Here is a 21,929-nt window from a genome sequence, read left to right as displayed (position 1 = left end):
TTTCCTGAGCTTCGCGTCCGGCTCGGCCTCAACTGGGTCTGTCCACGCTCTCGTTCGCCGACTGGCCGGCGTCGTCCGAGGAGGTCTTTCCCTCCGCTTTGGTCACGTGAGAGGCCTCCAGCACGTGGTGCGCAGGCTCCGGCACGAACGTGGACGGCGCCGCGGGCGCGTTCTCCCGCCCCGCGTTGGCGATCACCACCGCCACGTAGGGGAGCACCCCGCCGAGGACCAGCGCCACGACGGCCAGGGGCCGTTCCACGTCCCACAGCAGCACGGCGGCGAGCACGGCGACCGTGCGGAACAGCATCGAGATCACGTAGCGGCGCTGTCTTCCGCGCACGTCCTCCTGGAGGCCTGTCCGAGCCCCGGTGATCCGGAACACCTCGGCCTGGTGCTGCTTCCGCATCAGTCCCACCACCTGCTCGCCTGCCGTTCTCCGCGGCCGTACCGGGAGATCCGGATATGTCCACGGTACGCCCCGGGTGCGTCAGGAACGAGACCGGGGAGTGGGGCTCGGACGATCGGTCGCTCTACGGCGAACGGGGTGCGGCAGACTCGACGGTCTACGCAGAGCGACCGGGCCGAGCCGCCCCGGACCGGCATGGACCGGGGCGGACCTGGGCAGCACGAGCCGGGTGGGCGCGAGCCGGACGGGCATGGACCGGACGGGTGTGTGGCCCGCCCGGGCGGGTCAGAGCCCGCGGACCTCGGCGACCTTGCGGCCCGCCTTGAGGTACACCGCGTCGGCCGCGCCGCCCCCGCTCGCGGACACCGCCTCGCGGACGACGTCCGCGAGCGGCCGCAGTGCCTCCGCCTCCGGCAGCACGACGGCCTGCTGTTCCTGCCCGTCCTTCTCGACGATGAGCCGCAGCCCGTTCTGCTTGGCGATCCGGCGGGCCGCCGACGCGCTCGGGGTGAAGCCGAGCACCTTGGTGAGCACCGCGGCGACGCCCTCCTCGCCGTGCTCGGCGACCTCGACGGAGGGCAGCTCCCCGGCGTCCGCGAAGGACTTCTTGGAGAACTGGGCGACGAAGTGGGCGCGGGCCGCCATGGCCGCCGCGATGCCGTGCAGCGCCGAGACGACCTCGCCCGCCAGGATCTTCTTCAGGTCCATCGGGTGCAGGGTGCCCGCCTCGATGCGCGCGGTGGCCCGCTCGATCTCCGGGTCGGTCCACTCGGTCCAGGCCCGCAGGTACGGCACCATCAGCCGGTCAGGGATCGACATGATCTTGCCGAACACTTCGTCGGGGGTGCTGCCCAGGCCCACGTAGTTGCCCTTGGACTTGGACATCTTGGCGCCGGACCCGTCGGTGCCCTCGACCAGCGGCATGGTGACCACCAGCTGCGGCTGCTGCCGGTGCGCCTCCATGATCCGGCGGCCCATCTGGAGGTTCAGCAGCTGGTCGACGCCGCCGAGCTCCACGTCGCAGGCCAGCTCGACGGAGTCGAGGGCCTGGGCGACCGGGTAGAGCAGCTCCGACATCGTCAGGCCCGAGCCCTCCGAGAGCCGGTTGCGGAAGTCCTCGCGCTGGAGCAGCGAGGAGACCGGCACCTGCGCCAGGAGCCCGAGCAGCTGCGGCAGCGTGCAGGAGGCGAGCCAGTGGCTGTTGTGGGCGAAGCGCACCTTCTCGAAGTCGAAGAAGGGGCGGACCTGCTCCTGGTAGCCGGACAGGTTCCGCTCGATGTCCTCGTCGGTCAGCGGCGGGCGTTCGGCCGTGCGGCCCGAGGGGTCGCCGATCTTGGCGGTGAAGTCGCCGATGATCAGTGTGACGTCGTGGCCCATGCGCTGGAAGCGGCTCAGCACGATGACCGGCACGGCGTGGCCCAGGTGCACGTCGGCAGCCGTCGGGTCGATGCCCAGTTTGACGTGCAGGCCCCTGCCCTGTGCCGCGCGCTCCTCGATCCGCTCGGCGAGCTTGTCGACGGAGGGCAGCAGCTCCACGGAGCGCGCCCCGATCAGCTCCGCCTGCTCCTTGCCCGTCAGGTCGCTCAGGTCCAGATAGCGCCGGGCCCCGGTCTCCGCGAGCAGCTGCTCGACGTGGGTGTCGGAGGTGAGGTCCTGGGCCAGCAGCTCACTGGCGCGCTGTACGGAGTCGCCGAGGCGTGTCACGTCACTGTCCTGGTGGTGGTTGCTGAAAACGGTCAGGCGAAGTCTATGCGCCGCCGCGGGTGCGCGTGCCCGCGGCCGCCGCTGCGGGTGGCGGTTTCTGTAGGGACTCCACAGGTCGCTGTCGGTGCCCCTGTCCGTGCCCGCGTGCTCGCCGAGCACCGCCGCCGGATAGGTTCTCTTTGGGACAGACCGTGTTGGACAGTGACAGCAGCAGCAGAGAGGGTGGTCACACCGTGAGCCGCTCAGTGCTCGTGACCGGAGGGAACCGCGGCATCGGCCTCGCCATCGCGCGGGCCTTCGCCGAGGGCGGCGACAACGTCGCCGTCACCTACCGCTCCGGAGAGCCGCCCGAGGGCTTCCTCGGCGTCAAGTGCGACATCACCGAGCCGGAGCAGGTGGAGCAGGCGTACAAGGAGATCGAGGAGAAGCAGGGGCCGGTCGAGGTCCTGGTCGCCAACGCGGGCGTCACCCGCGATCAGCTGCTGCTGCGGATGTCGGAGGAGGACTTCACCTCCGTCCTCGACACCAACCTCACCGGCGCGTTCCGGGTGGTCAAGCGCGCCTCCCGGGGCATGCTGCGCGCCCGCAAGGGCCGTATCGTGCTGATCTCCTCGGTCGTCGGCCTGATGGGGCAGGCCGGGCAGGTCAACTACGCCGCCTCCAAGGCCGGTCTGGTGGGCTTCGCCCGCTCGCTCTCCCGCGAGCTGGGCTCCCGCAACATCACCTGCAACGTCGTCGCTCCCGGGTTCGTGGACACCGACATGACCCGCGCGCTGAGCGACGAGCAGCGGGCCGATTTCGTCAAGCAGGTACCGCTGGGCCGTTACGCCGAACCGGCCGAGGTCGCCTCCTCGGTGCGCTTCCTGGCGTCCGACGAGGCCGCGTACATCACCGGAGCCGTCATTCCCGTCGACGGCGGATTGGGCATGGGTCACTGAAACAATGAGCGGAATCCTGGCGGGCAAGCGCATCCTTGTCACCGGCGTCATCACCGACGGGTCGATCGCCTTCCACGCGGCGAAGGTCGCCCAGGAGCAGGGCGCTGAGGTCCTCCTCACCGGTTTCGGCCGGCTCTCCCTGGTGGAGCGGATCGCCAAGCGGCTGCCCGAGGCCGTGCCCGTGATCGAGCTGGACGTCAGCAACCAGGAGCACCTGGACGGGCTCGCTGACAAGATCCGCGAGCACTGGGGCGAGGACGCGCGGGTGGACGGCATCGTCCACTCGATCGCCTTCGGCCCGCAGGGCGCCTTCGACTTCCTCGGCGCCGCCTGGGAGGACGTCAGCACGGCCGTGCACATCTCGGCGTACTCCCTCAAGTCGCTGACCATGGCCTGCCTGCCGCTGATGCACGAGGGCAGCTCGGTCGTCGGCCTCACGTTCGACGCGCAGATCGCCTGGCCGAAGTACGACTGGATGGGCGTGGCCAAGGCGGCGCTGGAGTCCACCAACCGCTACCTCGCGCGCGACCTGGGCCCCCAGGGCATTCGCTGCAACCTCGTCTCGGCGGGCCCGATCAAGTCCATGGCGGCCAAGTCCATTCCGGGCTTCGAGGAGCTGGCCGACGTGTGGAACCACCGCGCGCCCATCGGCTGGGAGCTGTCGGACCCGGAGCCGGCCGGGCGCGGTGTCGCCGCCCTGCTGTCGGACTTCTTCCCGCGGACCACCGGCGAGATCGTGCACGTCGACGGAGGGGTGCACATGATGGGGGCCTGACGCCCCGACCGGGGCCGCGCGGGTGCTACAGCGCCCCGCGGCTCCACTCCGCCGTGTGGGAGGCCGCCTCGTGCGAGGCGGCCTCCGCGTCCTGTGCGCGGATGGCTTCCAGCAGCCGCGAGTGGTCCATGTAGCCCTCGGGGCGCAGCGTCTCTCCCACGTCGCGCCGCAGGAAGGCGCGCAGCACCTCGGCGAGGTCCGCGTACAGCGCGCTGAAGACCTCGTTGCGCGACGCCGCGACGACGCCCATGTGCAGGCTCTGGTCCGCGTCGATGAAGCGTTCGACCTCCCCCGACTCCCACGCCGCCTCCCGGCGGGCCAGCAGCCCGTCGAGCTGTGCCAGGTCGGCGTCCGTGCGCCGCCGCGCCGCCAGCCTGGCGCCCGCCGTCTCCAGCGCGGAGCGCAGCTCGGCCACGTGCCGCAGGTCGGTCCCCGCGAAGCGCCGGTGCATCACGCCCGCCAGCTCGCTGGTGGCCAGCACGTAGGTACCCGAGCCCTGTCTGATGTCGAGCAGGCCGTTGTGGGCGAGCGCGCGTACCGCCTCGCGCACCGTGTTGCGGGCCACGCCCAGCTGCTCGACCAGCTCGGGTTCGGTCGGGATGCGGCTGCCCACCGGCCACTGCCCCGAGGCGATCTGCTGGCGCAGCGTGGCGATCACCTGGTCGGCCAGCGGCGCGCGCTGGGGCGCGGACAGCGGGGGAGCGGAGCCGCGGGTCGGGGACGGGGGAAGGGATTGGCCGCGATTCATCCCATGATTCTATGATGGGCCTCATGGCCATGGCAGACGACGACCGCAGGAATCCCCCGCACGAGCCCGACCTCGGACCCGCCGCCACCGGCGTCCGCGAACGTCCCGAAGCGGCACGTACCGCCGAAGCGCCGGCGCCGCCACCCGAACCCGGCGGCTCGGCCCCCGTGGCCTCCCGTTGGATGCTCCGCCTCGTCGCCGTCGGGCTCGTCATCGCGGCGCTCAACCTGCGCCCCGCCATCTCCGGGCTCGGCCCCCTCCTGGAGGAGATCCGCGGCGGGCTGCACATGAACGGCGCCGTCGCGGGACTGCTCACCTCGGTACCGCCGCTCTGCTTCGCGCTCTTCGGCGGCCTCGCGCCCCGGCTGGCCCGTCGCCGCGGTCCGGCAGCGGTCGTGCTGGCCGGCATGGTCGCGGTCACCCTCGGGCTCGCCCTGCGCCCGTTCGCGGGCGGCACCGGCACCTTCCTCGCGGCGACGGCGCTCGCCCTGGCCGGCATCGCGGTGAGCAACGTGCTGATGCCGGTCGTCGTCAAGCACTGGTTCCCCGACCGCGTCGGCTCCATGACGGGGCTCTACTCGATGGCGCTGTCCATGGGCACGTCGGCGGCCGCCGCCGTCACCGTGCCGCTGACCGACGCCCTCGGCGGCAGCTGGCGTGCCGGACTGGGTGCCTGGGCGGTGCTCGGCGCCCTCGCCGTCGTCCCGTGGCTCCTGATCACCCGTGACCGTTCGGCGCGGGGTCCCGAGCCGCGGGCCGAGCAGGAGGCCGTCCCCGAGGAGACGGTCGAGGCCGAGGCGCGCCATGAGGCCGAGGCGCGCCACCCCGAGGCCGAGGCGCCCGCCGCCGCCGGACGTCGCCCCGGAAGCGAGACCGGCTCCGGGGCCCCCGCAGGTACCGCAGCCCCCGCAGGTACCGCAGCCCCCGCCGGGAAGGCGCCCGCGCTGCGCATCGCCAAGTCGCCCACGGCCTGGTGGCTCGGCGTCTTCTTCGGGCTCCAGGCCTCCGCCGCCTACATCACGATGGGCTGGCTGCCGCAGATCTTCCGCGACGCCGGGGTCTCCGCCTCCGCCGCCGGTGCCATGCTCGCGGTGACGATGGGCATGGGCATCCCCCTCTCCTTCGTCCTGCCGAAGATGGCCGCCCGGATGCGGCACCAGGGCCCGCTGGTACTGGCACTCGGCGTCTGCGGTCTGGTCGCGTACGCCGGCCTGTGGCTGGCACCCGCCTCGGGTGCGTGGGTGTGGTCCCTGGTCCTCGGCGTCTCCAACTGCGCGTTCCCGCTGGCGCTCACCATGATCGGTATGCGGTCGCGGTCCAGCGCGGGCGTGGTCAAGCTCTCGGCCTTCGCGCAGAGCACCGGCTATCTGCTCTCCATACCGGGACCGCTGCTGGTCGGTTCCCTGCACGAGGTGAGCGGCGACTGGCGGATGCCCCTGGTGCTGATGGCGGCGCTGATGGTCGCGCAGATGGCCACAGGGCTGCTGGCGGGCAGGGACCGCGTCATCGAGGACGGACGCTGAGTGGGACACTGGCACACATGCCAGTCCTCGAACCGCATCCCCCCAAACCGCAGAAGAAACTGCTGATGATCTTCGGCGCGATGATCGCCGTCACGGTCGTCATCGGGGTCATCGCCAGCATCGCCTCGCCCTGATCCGGCCCCGGGCCCGGCCGGGACCACCGCTGCCGACGTCGGGTCGTCGGGTCGTCGGGTCGTCGGGTTTTCGCCGGGCAGGTGTAGCCAACCCCCCATCCCCTAGGGGGTTGGCTTCAGGGGTAACTGGGTGGCTCACCGGATGGGGCCGGCCCCCGGAGCTTCGTAGCGTCGCCTTACAGCGACGAAAACGAAGCAGACGAACCCGGAGGCGAGCCCCATGACGGCCCCCGCGCACGGCATGACAGACGGAAGCCGGACGCGCCCTGGAGCGCGTGCCGTACAGACGAGGCTGCCGTGGTGGGGTGCCGTGCTCCCGGCGCTCGGCTTCGCCCTGCTGCTCGTCCTGCTGCTCGGCGCCGGCCGGGCGGACGCGGCCGAGCAGACCGCGGGCGGCCCCCTGGTCTCCTTCCTCGCCCACCTGTGGAGCAGCCTGCCAGGATGACCCGCGGCCGGGCCCGCACGGCGCCCCGGGACGTGCAGCGGGCGCGCAGGGGGAGGTCATCACCGTCCGTCACCCACCCCGGGAAGAACCGTCCAACACCATGCGCCCGGCACCGCGTTTCGTGCGAAGCTGGGAAACATGAGCGTCGATGTGCCCCGCAAGATCGTCCTTCTCCGGCACGCCAAGGCGGACTGGCCCCAGGTGGCGGACCACGAGCGGCCTCTCGCCGAACGCGGCCGCCTGGACGCCCCCGCGGCGGGCGAGTGGCTCGCCGGTCAGGGCATCACTCCGCAACTGACCCTCTGCTCGACGGCGACCCGCACCCGCGAGACGTGGAAACTGGTCGTCTCCCACCTTTCGCAGCGCCCCAGAACGGTCTACGAGGAGCGGCTGTACGACGCGCCGCCCGGAGCGATCATCGAAGTCGCGAACGAAGTCGCCGACGAGGTGCGGGATGTGCTGATCGTCGGCCACAACCCGGGTATGCAGTCCGTCGCCGACGTACTCGCCGGGAGCGCAGACCACGACGCGCAGGAGCGGATGGCACGCGGGTTCCCCACCGCGGCCGTCGCCGTCCTGCGGTTCACCGGCTCGTGGAAGTCCCTGGAGGCGGGCGGCGCGGAGCTCACCCACTTCTGGTCCCCGCACGAGTGACCCGCGGCTGAGCCCCTTCCGCCGACCGTCCCCCTCGCCGCGGCACTCCGTCGAGTGCCGCGGCGCTCCCGTCCGCCTACAGGCCGGGTTCGGCGGCGAACGAGCCGCCCTCCAGCCCCTGTTTGACCGCGGCGAGATAGCGGGCCGCGTCGGCCCCGTCGACCAGGCGGTGGTCGTAGGAGAGCGCGAGATGGGCCATGCGGCGCACTGCCAGCACGTCCCCGCCCCGCGCATCGCCGACGGCCACGGGGCGTGCCACCGGCGTGCCCAGAGCGAGTGCCGCGGTCTGGTCGGGAGGGACGATGGGCGTCTCGAAGAGCACACCCCGGGCCCCGCTCTCGCCGACCGTGAACGTCGCCCCCGTCGAGGCGTCTTGCGGGAGCCGGTCCGCCCGGGCGTCGGCGGCCAGCTTGAAGGCCGCTCGCGCGATCCCCGCGAGCCCGAGCCCACCGGCGTCCCTGAGGACAGGGCTGACGAGGCCCCGCTCGGTGTCCACGGGGAGGGCGAGATCCTCGGTGCCGAAGTAGGTGACCGTTCCGTCGTCCTCGTTGATCCTCGCGTGCACGGCCGGGTGCGCCTTGAGCGCGCGTGCCGCCGCCAGCACCAGGAACGGCAGCATGGTCAGGGGGACGCCCTCGCGGGCGGCGAAGGTGTCCGCCGCCCGTGCCCGCAGCCGCGCCACCTCGGTCACGTCGACCTCCACGACGGTCGTCAACTGCGCCTGACCGTGCAGCGCGCGCATCATGGCGTCGCCCACGGCCCGGCGCGCCGGATCCATCGCCACCGTCGTACCGCGCGGCGAAGCGCCCGACGCCGTACCGCGCGGCGAGGCGCCCGACGCCGTACCGCGCGGCGAGGCGCCCGACGCGGGCCGGCCCTCAGGGCCGGAGACGTGAGGGGCGGATGGTGCTGCGGTGCTGCTGACCGGGGCGGGGTGCCGCCCGGGGACCGCTGCCGCCGCGGTGACGTCCTGTGCCCTCACGCGTCCTCCGGCGCCGGTGCCCGCGAGCGCGGTCAGGTCCACACCGTGCTCGCGGGCGAGCTTGCGGACGAGCGGGGTGGCGTAGACGCCCTCGCTCGACGGCCGAGACGCGGGGCCACGGCCCGCAGGGCCCGCGCCCTGGGCGGTGCCGCCGCCCGGGTCCGCCGGACCGGCGCTCCGGTCCGCGCCCGGGCCCGCGGCCCGTATCGGCCCCGGCCCCGTGCCCTGGGCCGCTGGGGTAACGCCCGCGTCCGTCCCCGCTGTCGGCCGCGCATGCGCGTCCGCGTCCGTCCGGGCGGCCGTCGGGCCAGGAGCCGGGACGGGAGCCGGGGCAGGGCCCGCGTCGGGTTGCGCGCCGGGCTGCGGGCTCGGTGGCGCCGGCGGCGAGGCCTCGTCGGGGGCGCCGATGACGGCCAGCTTGGCGCCGACCTGGGCGGTCCCGTCCTCGTCCACGGTGATCTCCAGCAGAGTGCCGGAGGCCGGTGCGGGGATCTCGGTGTCGACCTTGTCGGTGGAGACCTCCAGCAGCGGCTCGTCGGCCTCCACCTCGTCGCCGACCTGCTTGAGCCAGCGGGTGACGGTGCCCTCGGTGACGGACTCGCCCAGTTCCGGCAGCACCACGTCCTGTGCTTCCCGTGCCATCCCTCAGCCCTCCAGCCCGTAGAGGCGCACCGCGTTGTGCGGTGTCTCCGGTTTGACCTCGCCCCGTGCCGCGAGCATGCGCAGGACGGCCACGGTGATCGACTCCGCGTCGACGCCGAAGTACCGGCGTGCGTTGTCCCTGTTGTCGGAGAGGCCGAAGCCGTCCGTGCCCAGGGAGAGCCAGTCCTGGGCGACCCAGGGCCTGATCTGGTCGGGCACGGCGCGCATCCAGTCGCTGACGGCCACCACGGGCCCTGGCGCACCGGACAGCGCACCGCTGACGTACGGGGTGCGGCCCTCCCGCTCGCTCTCCATCGCTTCCCTGCGCAGCAGGGTCCAGGAGGGTGCCGACCACACGTTGGCGGCCACGCCCCACTCGTCGGCGAGCAGCCGCTGGGCGCCGAGGGCCCAGTGGATCGCGGTGCCGGAGGCGAGCAGCTGGAGGCGCGGGGCGTCCTTGGGGGCGCTGTCCGCCTCGCGGAAGCGGTAGAGGCCCTTGAGGATGCCCTCCTCGACGCCGTCGCCTTCCGGCATGGGCGGCTGGATCCTGGTCTCGTTGTAGACGGTCAGGTAGTAGAACAGGTTTTCCTGGCCCGCGGGGTCGTCGCCGAACATGCGGCGCAGCCCGTCGCACACGATGACCGCGACCTCGTAGGCGAAGGCTGGGTCGTACGGCAGGCAGGCGGGGTTGGCGGACGCGAGGAGCTGGGAGTGGCCGTCGGCGTGCTGGAGGCCTTCGCCGGTCATCGTCGTACGGCCGGCGGTGGCGCCGATGACGAAGCCGCGGCCGAGCTGGTCGGCGAGCGCCCAGAACTGGTCGGCGGTCCGCTGGAAGCCGAACATGGCGTAGAAGATGTAGAACGGGATCATCGGCTCGCCGTGCGTCGCGTAGGCGGTGGCCGCCGCGGTGAACGAGGCGACGGAACCGGCCTCCGTGATGCCCTCGTTGAGGATCTGGCCGTTCTCGGCCTCCTTGTAGTACAGGAGCTGGTCGCGGTCGACCGGGTCGTAGGTCTGGCCCAGCGGCGAGTAGATGCCGGCGGAGGGGAAGAGCGACTCCATGCCGAAGGTGCGGGCCTCGTCGGGGACGACAGGAACCCAGCGCTTGCCGGTCTCCTTGTCCCGCATCAACTCCTTGACCAGGCGGACGAACGCCATGGTGGTGGCGATCTCCTGCGTCCCCGAACCCTTCTTGAGCGCGTCGAACGCCTTGGCGCCGGGCTGCGGCAGCGGCCTGGGCAGGGCGCGGCGTGCGGGCGCGGGACCGCCGAGGGCCGCGCGGCGCTCTCGCAGGTAGCGGACCTCGGGCGAGTCGGGTCCCGGGTGCGCGTAGGGGACGAGGTCGTCGCCGAGCCGGCTGTCGGGGATGGGCAGTTCGAGGAGGTCGCGCATGGCGCGGAACTGCTTGCCGGTGAGCTTCTTCATCTGGTGGTTGGCGTTGCGGGACTCGAAGCCGGGGCCCAGCGTCCAGCCCTTGACGGTCTGGACGAGGATCACGGTCGGGGCGCCCCGGTGGGCGAGCGCGGCGCGGTAGGCGGCGTGCACCTTGCGGGGTTCGTGCCCGGCGCGTGAGGTGCCGACGATGCGGGCGAGCTCGTCGTCGCCGTACGCGGCGGCCATGGCGCTCAGCGCGGGGTCGGTGCCGAAGAAGTGCTCGCGGATGTAGGCGCCGTCGCGGGCGGCGTACGTCTGGAACTGGCCGTCCGGCACCGCGCCGAGCCGCCGCACCAGGGCGCCGTCGGTGTCCGCGGCCAGCAGCGGGTCCCACGCGGAGCCCCACAGGGACTTGATGACGTTCCATCCGGCGGCGCGGAACTGGGCCTCCAGCTCCTGCACGATCTTGAAGTTGCCGCGGACGGGGCCGTCGAGGCGCTGGAGGTTGCAGTTGATGACGAAGGTGAGGTTGTCCAGCTGCTCGCGTCCGGCCAGGGCGAGGGCTGCGGTCGACTCGGGCTCGTCCATCTCGCCGTCGCCGAGGAAGGCCCACACGTGCGAGGCGGAGGTGTCCTTGATACCCCGGTTGGTGAGGTAGTTGTTGAAGCGTGCCTGGTAGATCGCGGAGATCGGGCCCAGGCCCATGGAGACCGTGGGGAACTCCCACAGCCATGGCAGGCGGCGCGGGTGCGGGTAGGACGGCAGCCCGTCACCGCCGGACTCCTGGCGGAAGCGGTCGAGCTGGGCCTCGCTGAGCCGCCCTTCGAGGAACGCGCGGGCGTAGATGCCGGGGGAGGCGTGGCCCTGGAGGTAGAGCTGGTCGCCCGAGCCGTTGTCCGCACCCTCCTTGCCCTTGAAGTAGTGCTGGAAGCCGACCTCGTACAGCCAGGCCGCCGAGGCGTAGGTGGCCATGTGGCCACCCAGTCCGCCGCGTTCGTTGCCCCGGGTGACCATGGCGGCGGCGTTCCACCGGTTCCACGCCGTGATGCGGGCCTCCAGCTCCGGGTCTCCGGGCGGCTCCGGCTCCTCGGCCGTGGGGATGGTGTTGACGTGGGGGGTCTCCAACAGGTGCGGCATCTCGATGCCCGCGTTCCGGGCGTGTTCGAGGAGACGGCGCAGGAGGTGGCCGGCCCGGTCGGGGCCGACCGCCTGGAGCGCTCCGTCGAGGGAGGCCCGCCATTCGGCGAGCTCTTCCGGGTCCTTTTCGGGCAGCTGGTCGAGCTGGGACACGTGGATCGAACCCTTCGTTTCGTTCGCGGTGGACCGGTGAGGAGCGGTTCCTTGGGGACGGGGTCGTGGTGGAGCGGTGCCGTGCGGGCCGTGCGGACTCTGCGGATTAGGCTGCGGATGAGTAATGATCGATCATTTTTGCCCGGCAGAAGCGGCGCGCAGCAGGATGCCCTCGTACACCCCGGGGTCGTCTCCCGTGATCTCGGGGAAACCCGTGCCGTACGGCCCGTGCCAGTGCGCCTCGACGCCGGGGTTGGCCCAGTCGGAGCCGTCCGCCAGGAACAGGTGCGGGCTGCACTCGACGCGGTGTTCCACCGCGCAGGCGTGGTCCTCGGCGACCAGCTTCCTGGCCCGCCCGTCGTCCAGGCCGCGGGCGACGGCGCCGGCGTCCACCCCCGGCGTCTCCGCCGCCACCGCGAGCACCGCGGACCGGGCGCCGATCGAGCGGCTCTGCGCCCAGAACGCCCTGCGCAGCGCGCGGTCGAGCGCCTCAGAGGCGGCCAGGCCCTGCTCTTTGGCGACCTGCACCGCCTCCAGTGCCGGCAGTGAGGAGGAGGGGAACTTCCAGTCGGGTGCGCGCCACATCTGCCAGCCCGCGCCGGGCTCGACGCGGGCGACGCCGCCGACCTCCGAGTCGGTGCCGGGGCGCGGGCTCGGCCCGTCGTTGAACAGCTCCAGCGGGAAGGCCCGGTGGTCGAAGCTGACCCGCTCGGTCAGGCCCAGGCGCTGTCTGGTCTCGTGCAGCCGGTGCACGCCCACGTGGGCGAAGGAGCACCAGATGTCGCTGAAGACGGTGATGACGCCGGGGCCGGTCGTGGTGCGGGGGTCGGCGGGGCGTGTCATGTCACTCCTGTCGTGAGCCGTGCGGTTCGGTCACCCGTCGCGCGTAGTCCGAGACGTGCAGTTCCATCAGGCGTCCGAGGTAGGGGTCGCGCCGGCGCAGTGCCTCGACGATGGCCTCGTGGTCCTCGGCGTTCTCATGCAGCCCCGTGCGCAGCCTGCGCAGCGACAGCCGCGTCCACGCCTCGACGCCGAGCCACTCCCAGTGCCGGATCAGCACGGGCACGCCGCAGGCGTGGACGATCGCGCGGTGGAAGGCGACGGCGTGTTCGATCTGACCGTCCGTGTCGCCTTCGCGCGCGGCCTGTGCCATGGCGCGCACGGGCTCCTCGAGGCCGCTGACGTCCCCGGCCAGGCGCTGGGCGGCCAGTTCGGCCGCCCGTCGCTCCAGCGCCGCGCGCACCTGGTAGACGTCCCGCAGCTGTTCCAAAGACAGCTCCCGTACGCGGGCGCCGCGGTTGGGGGCGCACTCGACCAGTTCCATGGTCTCCAGCACGCGCAGCGCCTCGCGTACAGGCGCCTGGCTCACCCCCAGCTCCTCCGCCACGCCGCGTTCGGTGATCCGGTCACCGGGCCCCCACCGCCCGGTGACCAGGCCGTCCAGGACGAACCGGCGGATCTGCTGGTGCAGCGGGGCGCGGGACAGGCGGGGTGCCGGGTCGGGTCGTCCGGTCCGTGCGGGGGTCGGCATGCGGGCCTTCTCTCCGGGCGGGGCGGTGGACGGTCGTCGTCCTTGAGCAATGATCGATCAAAAGTTAACGTACCTCATCTCGGCGACAACGCGGCCTCCTTGTGACGCCACCGTGGCCGCCGCAGCCACCACAATCCGACCCCGCGCCCCACCCGCCCGTGCGGCGGGAGGCGCGCCTGGAGGAGGGACCGCACGTGTCCGCTGTCGCGCCGGAGGGCCGCAGAATGCTGCGCCTGGAGGTCAGGAACAGCCAGACGCCCATCGAGCACAAACCGGAGTGGATCAAGACACGGGCGCACAGGGGCCCCGCCTACACCGCACTCCGGGACCTCGTACGTACCCAAGGGCTGCACACCGTCTGCCAGGAGGCGGGATGCCCCAACATCTTCGAATGCTGGGAGGACCGCGAGGCGACGTTCCTCCTCGGAGGTGAACGCTGCACCAGGCGCTGCGACTTCTGTCTGATCGACACCGGCAGGCCGCAGCCGCTGGACCGCGACGAGCCGCGCAGGGTGGCCGAGTCCGTCAGCGCCATGGACCTCAACTACGCCACCCTCACCGGAGTCGCCCGCGACGACCTGCCCGACGGCGGCGCCTGGCTGTACGCGGAGACCGTACGCCGCATCCACGCCCGCACCGCCGACCGCGCGGGCGGGCGCACGGGCGTCGAACTGCTCGCACCCGACTTCGAGGCACGGCCCGACGCGCTGGAAGAGGTCTTCTCCTGCCGTCCCGAGGTCTTCGCGCACAACATGGAGACGGTGCCCCGCGTCTTCCGCCGGGTCCGCCCCGGATTCCGCTACGAGCGCTCCCTGAGCGTCCTCACCCGGGCCCGCGAGGCCGGGCTGGTCACCAAGTCCAACCTGATGCTCGGCCTGGGCGAGACCCGTGCCGAGGTCAGCGAGGCGCTGCGCCTGATGCACGAGGCGGGATGCGAACTGCTCACTCTCACCCAGTACCTGCGCCCCTCCGCCCGGCACCACCCCGTCGAACGCTGGGCCAGGCCCGCGGAATTCGTCGAGCTGCGCGAGGAGGCCGAGGCGATCGGCTACGCCGGTGTGATGGCGGGACCGCTCGTCCGCTCCTCCTACCGTGCGGGGCGCCTCTACGAGCAGGCCGTCACCCGCCGGGGCCTCGCGCGCCAGGGCACCGCCCGGTGAGGCGGCGGCCGCTGACCAACCCGCGCTCCACCGCGCGCGGCCCCCGCCTGGCCGGCCGGCAGCCGGCCGGCGCGTCGGACCGCTACCCGGTGCGGACCGAACCCGATGTGCGCATCCCCCTCCCGGACGGCACCGCACTCGTGGGCGACCTCCACCGCCCGGTCACCTCCACGCCCCAGCCCGCCCTGCTCGGCTGGAGCCCGCACAACAAGGACCTGACGCCCACGGGCATCCCGGCGCCGTTCAACGAGCCCGGCGACGTGAGCGGACTGGCCGCCCGCGGCTATCCGGTGCTGGTGGTCAACGCCCGCGGTACCGGGCGTGGTGGCCGTCGGCTGGCTGCTGGCCTCCCACCGGAGGGCCGACCCGTCGCGCAGCACGCCGACGGAGGTGGTGCACGACCACACCCGGGCCGTGCCGCTGACGCCCGGCGAACCGGCCGACCTCACCTTCAGCCTCTCGCCGTTCGCTCCCGGCAGCGTCCCTTTCCGCCGGTCCGGCCGGGCGGCTGGTGAGACGCACGTCACACCGGCTCGTGTCACACTGGGCCGAGACGCCTCGTCATGGGTGTGTAACCGTCGGCACGACGCAGTGGAGGGCATCATGGAAGCACGCCTGAACGCTTTCGCCAACCCGGTCCTCACCAAGGTCTTCAAGCACCTCATCGCCGCCAACAAGGTGGTCGAGGACTCGGCGCTGCCCGCCGCCACGCAGGAGCTGGTGAAGCTGCGCGCCAGCCAGATCAACGGCTGCGGCTTCTGCACCGACATGCACTTCAAGGACGCCGTGCACGCGGGGGAGTCCGCTGAGCGCCTCAACATGGTCGCCGCCTGGCGGGAGGCCACGGTGTTCACCGAGGCCGAGCGCGCGGCGCTGGAGCTGGCCGAGGAGGCCACCCGCGTCGCCGACGCGGCCGGCGGGGTCACCGACGAGGTCTGGGCAGGCGCCGCCAAGCACTACGACGAGGAGCAGCTGGCCGCGCTGGTGGGGGTCATCGCCGTCATCAACGCCTTCAACCGCGGCAACGTCATGCTCCGGATGCCGGCGGGCGACTACCAGCCCGGCCAGTTCGGCTGACGGTGACAGCGCCGCCCCAGGGGACGCGGTGAGCGCCGCGGCGGGGTCCGCCTGCCGCGGCGCGCTCCAGGTCAGTACGGCTGGGCGCGGTCCTCGCCGGCTGCCTCGACGAGGCCGTCAGCGGCCTCGACCTCTTCCCGGGTGACGCCCAGCAGGTAGAGCACCGTGTCCAGGAACGGCACGTTCACCGCCGTGTGGGCCTTCTCCTGCACCAGGGGCTTGGCGTTGAAGGCGACGCCGAGCCCCGCCGTGTTCAGCATGTCGAGATCGTTGGCGCCGTCACCGATGGCGACCGTCTGCGCCAGCGGGAGACCCGCCTCGGCGGCGAAGCGGCGCAGCAGCCGCGCCTTGCCCGCGCGGTCGACGATCTCGCCCGTGACCCGGCCCGTCAGCCTGCCGTCGACGATCTCCAGGGTGTTGGCGGAGGCGAAGTCGAGACCCAGCTCCTCCTGCAGCGCGTCCGTGACCTGGGTGAAGCCGCCGGAGACGACGCCCACCTGGTAGCCGAGCCGCTTGAGCGTACGGACCAGGGTGCGCGCGCCCGGCGTCAGCCGCACCTGCTCGCGGACCTTGTCCACGACCGAGGCGTCCAGCCCGGCCAGCAGCGCCACGCGTGCGTGCAGGGACTGCTCGAAGTCCAGCTCCCCGCGCATGGCCCGGGTCGTCACCTCGGCGACCTCCGCCTCGCAGCCCGCGTGGGCGGCGAACAGCTCGATCACCTCGTCCTGGATGAGGGTGGAGTCCACGTCCATGACGACCAGCCGCTGGGCCCTGCGCTGGAGCCCGGAGGCGACGACGGCGACGTCGACGCCGTGCTTCTTCGCCTCCAGCGCCAGCGAGGTGCGCAGCAGCGACGTCTGCGCCCCCGAGACGTCGAACTCGACCGCCAGCACCGGGTACTTGGCGAGCCGGAAGATGCGGTCGATGTTGCCGCCCGTGGAGGTGATGCTGGCCGCTATGGCGGCGGTGGACTCCGAGGTCAGCGGGTGGCCAAGAACCGTGACGTGCGAGCGGCCCGTGCCGCGCGGCCGGTTGTCGCCCGTACCGGAGATGATCTCGGCTTCCATGCCCATCGACTCGGCCCAGCTGTGCACCGTGGCGCGCAGCTCGCCCTCCGTGCCGGTCCCCGCCGTCGGAGCGGTCACCAGTGCGCACAGCGTGATGCGGCCGCGCGTGACCAGCTGCTCGATGTCGACGACCTCGACGGCGAACGCCGCGAGGGTGTCGAAGAGCCCGGCGGTGATACCGGGCCGGTCCCTTCCGAAGATCTTGACGAGGAGGGTCGGGGTGTCGGCGTACGACGGAGGCGTGGCCACATCTGCGCTCATGGTCCTGCCACAGTACCGCCGCCCCGCCGGGCGGCCCGCCTCGGCCCGGTCGCCGGCCGCCCGCGAAGCGGCCACGGCGCCCGTCCGCACCCGTCGCGCGGCTTGTCCGTATCAGTCGGGATCGGTGCCGATCCGCCCCGCACCGACGGCCAGGAGCCCTTCTCCCGCACCGCTCAACCGAATGGTCACAGCCTGGTCCCTGTCGCTGGCCCGGCTTCCTGTCGGAGGGCCGCGCCTGAAATAGTTCCCCACGATGTTCGCCATCCCTAGACTCCCTCTCGGCAGGGGGTACCTCGGGGGACAACTTTGTGGGGCATGGAGTGCCGGAACTCGTACTGGAATTGAACGGACAGACCTGGACGCTCGATCCGTCCAGGGCGTACACCCTCGGCCGCGATCCGCAGGGGGACGTCGCGATCGACGACGCCAGGGTCTCCTGGCGACACGCCACGGTGCGCTGGGGAGGGCGTGCCTGGGTCATTGAGGACCACGGCAGCACCAACGGCACGTACGTGCAGGGGCGTCGGCTCCAGCAGTTGGAGCTCGCCCCCGGCATGAGCGTCCACCTGGGCAACGCCAGCGACGGGCCGAAGCTCACCTTCTCCGCCGGTGCGGGCGGGCAGGCCCCGGCGGGCGGCATGTACGCGCAGGGGGCGGCCGCCGGTCAGGCGGCGGCCGCGCACAGCGCCCCGACGCAGCAGCCGGGCATCGTGCCCGGCGGCCAGGGCCCCGGCTGGGGTCAGCAGCCGCAGCAGCCGCACCCGGGCTGGCAGCAGCAGGCGCCCCAGATGCAGCAGGCGCCGCAGATGGCCCAGCAGGGTTACCCGCAGCAGGCGCCCCCGCAGCAGTACCCCCAGCAGCACATGCCGCAGCAGGGCGTGCCGCAGCAGGGCGGCCCCGTGCCGCACGGTGCCCCGGGACCGCAGGGGACGGGCCCGCAGCAGGGCGGTCCCGTGCCGCACGGTGCCCCGGGACCGCAGGGGACGGGCCCGCAGGGGAGCGGTCCCGCCGCGGGCGGCCAGACCGGCGGTGGGGACCGCAGCCCGACGACGTTCCACCAGCTCTCCCTCGGCCGGGTGATGCGCATCGGCCGTGCGCTGGAGAACGATCTGGTCGTCTCCGACCTCCAGGTCTCCCGGAACCACGCGGAGTTCCACGCCTCGCCCGACGGGCGCGCCGAGATCCGCGACCTGGGCAGCCACAACGGCACCTACGTCAACGGCCAGCCGATGCCCAAGTCCGGGACGGTGACGATCACCCCCCAGGACATCGTCGGCATCGGCCACTCCACCTTCCGGCTGGTCGGCGACCGGCTGGAGGAGTTCGTCGACACCGGTGACGTCTCCTTCTCCGCCCGGCACCTGACGGTGAAGGTGGACGGCGGCAAGGTCATCCTCAACAACGTCACCTTCGGCGTCCCGGAGAAGTCACTCATAGGCGTCATCGGCCCCTCCGGGTCCGGCAAGTCGACGCTGCTGCGCGCACTGACCGGGTACCGGCCGGCCGACGCGGGCGAGGTCCTCTACGACAACCGCAACCTCTACAAGCAGTTCGCCGAGCTGCGGCAGCGCATCGGCCTCGTCCCCCAGGACGACATCCTGCACAAGGAGCTGAAGGTCCGCACCGCGCTGCGCTACGCGGCCAAGCTCCGCTTCCCCGGTGACGTCGCCGAGGCCGAACGCAACGCCCGCGTCGAGGAGGTGCTGGCCGAGCTCAAGCTCGACATCCACGCCGACAAGCGCGTCACCTCCCTCTCCGGCGGCCAGCGCAAGCGCGTCTCGGTCGCCCTGGAGCTGCTCACCAAGCCGTCGCTGATCTTCCTGGACGAGCCGACCTCGGGCCTCGACCCGGGCATGGACCGCGACGTCATGCAGCTGCTGCGCGGCCTGGCCGACGACGGCCGCACGGTGCTGGTCGTCACCCACTCGGTGGCCGAACTGGGCCTGTGCGACAAGCTGCTGGTGATGGCGCCCGGCGGCGGCGTGGCCTACTTCGGGCCGCCCGAGGAGGCGCTGAACTTCTTCGGCTACGACTCGTGGGCCGACGTCTTCTCCGCCTTCGAGAACTACCGCGACTACGACTGGATGGGCCGCTGGCAGGGCTCGCAGCACTACCAGATGTACGCGGCCGACATCGACCAGCAGTCGCCGCAGGACCCCTACGCCGCGCAACAGCAGGCGATGCAGCCGCAACGGCTGCAGAAACCGCAGAGCTGGGGCAGTCAGCTGTGGACGCTGATGAGACGCTACATGTCGGTGATCGTCTCGGACCGCTCCTTCCTCGTGCTGTCCTTCGTCACCCCGCTGATCCTCGGCTTCGTCAGCACACTGATGCCCTCCGACTACGGGCTGACGGCACCGGCGGGCAAGACCAACGGCGACGCCGGGCCGATCCTGCTCATCCTCGCCATCGGCGCCTGCTTCTCCGGCGCGGCCAACTCGGTGCGTGAGCTGATCAAGGAACGCGTCATCTACGAACGCGAACGGGCCACAGGACTGTCCCGTTCGGCGTACCTGATGTCGAAGGTCATCGTGCTGGGCGTCGTCGCCGCCATCCAGGGCGTGCTCATGTGCGTCGTCGGCTTCTTCCCGCGCGACCTGCCCGAAGAGGGCCTGCTGATCACCAACCCGGCCCTCGAGATGGCCCTGGTCATGATCGCCCTCGGCGGCACCTCCATGATGTTCGGCCTGATCATCTCCTCGCTGGTGAAGACCTCCGAGAAGACGATGATCCTGCTCGTCCTCTTCGCGGTCATCCAGGTCGTCTTCACCGGAGTGCTCTTCAAGCTGTTCGACAGCCCGGGCGTCGAGCAGTTCGCCTGGCTGATGCCGTCCCGGTGGGCCATCGCGGGCCTGGGCACCACGGTCGAGCTCGGCCGCCTGATGCCGCAGGACAAGAAGGACCCCACCAACACCGACCCGCTGTGGGACCACTCCCTGGACCAGTGGGCGATGGACGTCGGCATCCTCGTCGTGATGGGCATTCTCTGCTACTTCGTGGTCATCCGCCTGCTGCGCCGCCACGAGCCGGAGATCATGCGCAAGTAAGCCACGCGGGCACATCCACACGGAGCGAGGGGGCACCCGCCCGAGGGTGCCCCCTCGCGCGCTGTTCCCAGGCCCTGGGACCGCCGACCTAGGACCACAGGTCGGCCACGCCCCTGGCCACGGTCCGATCCCGCGGGCCCCCTCCCGCGAGTACGGTGATCCGCATGGTCCCCCGCTCCGGGCTCGCCGCGGTCAGCGCGGCGCTGCTCGCCATGAACCGCAGGCTGGAGGTGCGCGACGTCCTCCAGACGATCGTCGCCTCCGCCCGCGACCTGCTCGACGCCGAGTACGCGGCACTCGGCGTGCCCGACGACCACGGCGGCTTCGCCCAGTTCGTCGTCGCCGGGGTCAGCGACGAGCAGTGGAAGGCCATCGGCCCGCTGCCCCGTCAGCACGGCATCCTCGCCGCGATGCTGCACGACGCCACCCCGCAGCGCCTCGCCGACGTCCGCAAGCACCCCCGCTTCGGCGGCTGGCCCTCGGCGCACCCGATGATGGCCGACTTCCTCGGCATGCCCATCGCCGACGGCGAGCAGGTACTCGGCGCGCTCTTCCTGGCGAACAAGCGCTGCCTCGCGGACGAGCGCGACCCCGCCGACGAGCGCGGCCCCGCCGCGAAGGCCCCCAGGCGTCCCGCTTCCCAGGAGCGGCCCTGCGCCTTCACCGAGGACGACGAGGAGCTGCTGCGCCTGCTCGCCCAGCACGCGGCGCTCGCCCTCACCAACGCGCGCCTCTACGAGCGCAGCCGCGAGCTGACCATCGCCCAGGAGCGCTCCCGCATCGGGCACGAGCTGCACGACGCCGTCGCCCAGAAACTCTTCTCGCTGCGGCTGACGGCCCAGGCCGCCACCGCGCTGGTCGACCGCGACCCCGCCCGGGCCAAGACGGAGCTGCACGAGGTCGCGCGGCTGTCCGGGGAGGCGGCCGACGAGCTGCGGGCCGCCGTCGTGGAGCTGCGCCCCGCCGCGCTCGACGAGGACGGACTGGTGGCGACCCTGCGCACCCAGGCGCAGGTCCTCGACCGCGCGCACAGCGCCCGCGTCGACTTCGTGTGCGACGGCGTCAGGGCGCTGCCCTCGGCGCAGGAGGAAGCGCTGCTGCGCGTCGCCCAGGAAGCGCTGCACAACGCTCTGCGGCACGCGGACGCCGCACACGTGCGTGTCGCTCTCGCCCGCCGGGGACCTGCCGTCATCCTCACCGTCACCGACGACGGCGCCGGCTTCGACCCCGCCGCGGTCCGCTCCGCGGGCCGGCACCTCGGGCTCGTCTCGATGCGGGACAGGGCCTCCGGCGTCGGCGGCGCGCTGACCGTTCACTCGGAGCCCGGCAAGGGCACCGTCGTCTCCATGGAGGTGCCAGGTGGCTGACCTGATCCGGGTCCTGCTCGTCGACGACCACCAGGTCGTACGGCGAGGACTGCGCACGTTCCTGGAGGTGCAGGACGACATCGAGGTCGTGGGGGAGGCCTCGGACGGTGACGAGGGAGTCGCCCGCGCCGAGGAGCTGCGCCCCGACGTCGTCCTGATGGACGTCAAGATGCCCGGCACCGACGGCGTCGAGGCCCTGCGCCTGCTGCGGGAGCGCGGCAACCCGGCCAGGGTGCTGATCGTCACGAGTTTCACCGAGCAGCGCACGGTCGTGCCCGCCCTGCGCGCCGGCGCCGCCGGATACGTCTACAAGGACGTCGACCCCGAGGCGCTGGCGGGCGCCATCCGCTCCGTGCACGCGGGGCACGTGCTGCTCCAGCCGGAGGTCGCCGGTGCGTTGCTCACCGATGACCAGGGCGGCGGCGCGGGTCGCGGCCCCGCGCTCACCGAGCGGGAGCGCGAGGTGCTCGGTCTGATAGCGGACGGCCGCTCCAACCGGGAGATCGCGCGGGCTCTCGTGCTGTCGGAGAAGACGGTCAAGACGCACGTCTCCAACATCCTGATGAAGCTGGACGTGGCCGACCGCACCCAGGCCGCCCTGTGGGCGGTCCGCCACGGGGTGACGGGGTGACGGGGTGACGGGGGTGACGGGGCGGATCCGCTGAACGGTCACCGGTTGAAGGGGTGACGCGCCGACCGCGCCGGTGCGCGTCACGGAGAGCCAGAAAATTCGGTCATCCGTTCACTGCGGCCCGGTCATTCATACCGTCGTGTGGTCGTCATCTTTTCTGCGTATCCCCACCG

Annotated in this window: 21 protein-coding genes; 12 read left to right on the top strand and 9 right to left on the bottom strand. The window is 72.3% G+C overall.

Annotated features, from left to right (window positions below):
- Positions 1-28: 28 nt before the first annotated feature.
- Together MMF93_RS07125 and tyrS are read right to left on the bottom strand one after the other, a co-directional pair.
- Positions 29-406: a DUF3099 domain-containing protein gene (locus MMF93_RS07125; protein WP_242750222.1), complete on the bottom strand. Its 378-nt coding sequence runs from the start codon at positions 404-406 to the stop codon at positions 29-31.
- A gap of 285 nt (positions 407-691) precedes the next feature.
- Entirely contained in the window at positions 692-2,110 is a 1,419-nt protein-coding gene (gene tyrS / locus MMF93_RS07120; protein WP_242750221.1) for a tyrosine--tRNA ligase, read from the bottom strand.
- Between the two features lie 233 nt (positions 2,111-2,343).
- On the opposite strand from tyrS, the gene fabG reads away from it, so the two are divergent.
- Together fabG and fabI are read left to right on the top strand one after the other, a co-directional pair.
- A complete protein-coding gene (gene fabG / locus MMF93_RS07115) occupies positions 2,344-3,048 on the top strand; it encodes a 3-oxoacyl-[acyl-carrier-protein] reductase (RefSeq protein WP_114016956.1) in 705 nt (234 codons plus the stop codon).
- A gap of 4 nt (positions 3,049-3,052) precedes the next feature.
- Entirely contained in the window at positions 3,053-3,823 is a 771-nt protein-coding gene (fabI, locus tag MMF93_RS07110) for an enoyl-ACP reductase FabI (protein ID WP_114020818.1), read from the top strand.
- 25 nt (positions 3,824-3,848) lie between these two features.
- Here the strand turns inward: fabI and MMF93_RS07105 are convergent, their stop codons facing one another.
- The gene (locus tag MMF93_RS07105) at positions 3,849-4,571 is read right to left on the bottom strand and encodes a FadR/GntR family transcriptional regulator (RefSeq protein ID WP_242750220.1); all 723 of its coding nucleotides are present in this window, start codon (positions 4,569-4,571) and stop codon (positions 3,849-3,851) included.
- A gap of 29 nt (positions 4,572-4,600) precedes the next feature.
- Here MMF93_RS07105 and MMF93_RS07100 point away from each other — a divergent pair, with 29 nt between their 5' ends.
- The 4 genes from MMF93_RS07100 to MMF93_RS07095 all read left to right on the top strand — a co-directional run bounded on the left by MMF93_RS07100 (position 4,601) and on the right by MMF93_RS07095 (position 7,327).
- Positions 4,601-6,094, top strand: a complete 1,494-nt coding sequence (locus MMF93_RS07100; protein ID WP_423835579.1) for a CynX/NimT family MFS transporter — start codon at positions 4,601-4,603, stop codon at positions 6,092-6,094.
- A 17-nt stretch (positions 6,095-6,111) separates the two neighbouring features.
- Complete coding sequence (locus MMF93_RS33325; protein WP_274709432.1) at positions 6,112-6,228, top strand: SGM_5486 family transporter-associated protein; 117 nt, start codon at positions 6,112-6,114, stop codon at positions 6,226-6,228.
- 310 nt (positions 6,229-6,538) lie between these two features.
- Positions 6,539-6,673: a hypothetical protein gene (locus MMF93_RS33320; protein WP_274709431.1), complete on the top strand. Its 135-nt coding sequence runs from the start codon at positions 6,539-6,541 to the stop codon at positions 6,671-6,673.
- 138 nt (positions 6,674-6,811) lie between these two features.
- Positions 6,812-7,327: a SixA phosphatase family protein gene (locus MMF93_RS07095; protein WP_242750218.1), complete on the top strand. Its 516-nt coding sequence runs from the start codon at positions 6,812-6,814 to the stop codon at positions 7,325-7,327.
- 76 nt (positions 7,328-7,403) lie between these two features.
- Here the strand turns inward: MMF93_RS07095 and sucB are convergent, their stop codons facing one another.
- The 4 genes from sucB to MMF93_RS07075 form a co-directional block, all read right to left on the bottom strand.
- On the bottom strand, positions 7,404-8,951 hold the full coding sequence (sucB, locus tag MMF93_RS07090; protein WP_242750217.1) for a 2-oxoglutarate dehydrogenase, E2 component, dihydrolipoamide succinyltransferase: 1,548 nt from the start codon (positions 8,949-8,951) through the stop codon (positions 7,404-7,406).
- Positions 8,952-8,954: 3 nt separating this feature from the next.
- A complete protein-coding gene (gene aceE / locus MMF93_RS07085) occupies positions 8,955-11,615 on the bottom strand; it encodes a pyruvate dehydrogenase (acetyl-transferring), homodimeric type (protein WP_242750216.1) in 2,661 nt (886 codons plus the stop codon).
- Between the two features lie 132 nt (positions 11,616-11,747).
- Positions 11,748-12,458, bottom strand: coding sequence for a DsbA family oxidoreductase (locus MMF93_RS07080; protein WP_242750215.1), 711 nt, complete (start codon positions 12,456-12,458; stop codon positions 11,748-11,750).
- Between the two features lies 1 nt (position 12,459).
- Positions 12,460-13,146 (bottom strand): GntR family transcriptional regulator, encoded by a 687-nt coding sequence (locus MMF93_RS07075; RefSeq protein WP_242750214.1) that lies wholly within the window; start codon positions 13,144-13,146, stop codon positions 12,460-12,462.
- Between the two features lie 194 nt (positions 13,147-13,340).
- Between MMF93_RS07075 and MMF93_RS07070 the strand changes: the two genes are divergently transcribed.
- The 3 genes from MMF93_RS07070 (at position 13,341) to MMF93_RS07060 (ending at position 15,383) form a co-directional block, all read left to right on the top strand.
- Positions 13,341-14,306: a lipoyl synthase gene (locus MMF93_RS07070; RefSeq protein WP_242750213.1), complete on the top strand. Its 966-nt coding sequence runs from the start codon at positions 13,341-13,343 to the stop codon at positions 14,304-14,306.
- Positions 14,303-14,821, top strand: coding sequence for a CocE/NonD family hydrolase (locus MMF93_RS07065; RefSeq protein WP_242750212.1), 519 nt, complete (start codon positions 14,303-14,305; stop codon positions 14,819-14,821). The genes MMF93_RS07070 and MMF93_RS07065 overlap by 4 nt, the downstream gene beginning before the upstream one ends.
- Positions 14,822-14,909: 88 nt before the next feature.
- The gene (locus MMF93_RS07060; RefSeq protein ID WP_242750211.1) at positions 14,910-15,383 is read left to right on the top strand and encodes a carboxymuconolactone decarboxylase family protein; all 474 of its coding nucleotides are present in this window, start codon (positions 14,910-14,912) and stop codon (positions 15,381-15,383) included.
- A 71-nt stretch (positions 15,384-15,454) separates the two neighbouring features.
- On the opposite strand, the gene serB is transcribed toward MMF93_RS07060, so the two are convergent.
- A complete protein-coding gene (gene serB, locus MMF93_RS07055; protein ID WP_242750210.1) occupies positions 15,455-16,711 on the bottom strand; it encodes a phosphoserine phosphatase SerB in 1,257 nt (418 codons plus the stop codon).
- Between the two features lie 111 nt (positions 16,712-16,822).
- Positions 16,823-16,975 (bottom strand): hypothetical protein, encoded by a 153-nt coding sequence (locus MMF93_RS07050; RefSeq protein ID WP_242750209.1) that lies wholly within the window; start codon positions 16,973-16,975, stop codon positions 16,823-16,825.
- A gap of 44 nt (positions 16,976-17,019) precedes the next feature.
- Here MMF93_RS07050 and MMF93_RS07045 point away from each other — a divergent pair, with 44 nt between their 5' ends.
- The 3 genes from MMF93_RS07045 to MMF93_RS07035 all read left to right on the top strand — a co-directional run bounded on the left by MMF93_RS07045 (position 17,020) and on the right by MMF93_RS07035 (position 21,756).
- The gene (locus MMF93_RS07045) at positions 17,020-19,758 is read left to right on the top strand and encodes an FHA domain-containing protein (protein WP_242750208.1); all 2,739 of its coding nucleotides are present in this window, start codon (positions 17,020-17,022) and stop codon (positions 19,756-19,758) included.
- 164 nt (positions 19,759-19,922) lie between these two features.
- Complete coding sequence (locus MMF93_RS07040) at positions 19,923-21,125, top strand: GAF domain-containing sensor histidine kinase (RefSeq protein ID WP_423835369.1); 1,203 nt, start codon at positions 19,923-19,925, stop codon at positions 21,123-21,125.
- Positions 21,118-21,756, top strand: a complete 639-nt coding sequence (locus MMF93_RS07035; RefSeq protein WP_242750207.1) for a response regulator — start codon at positions 21,118-21,120, stop codon at positions 21,754-21,756. Before MMF93_RS07040 ends, MMF93_RS07035 begins: the two co-directional genes overlap by 8 nt.
- Positions 21,757-21,929: the final 173 nt, after the last annotated feature.

This window comes from Streptomyces tubbatahanensis (assembly GCF_022699385.1).
Taxonomy (GTDB): Bacteria; Actinomycetota; Actinomycetes; order Streptomycetales; family Streptomycetaceae; genus Streptomyces; species Streptomyces diacarni.
Note: the sequence above shows the minus strand (reverse complement) of the source record. Positions and strands in the feature narration are given on the sequence as shown.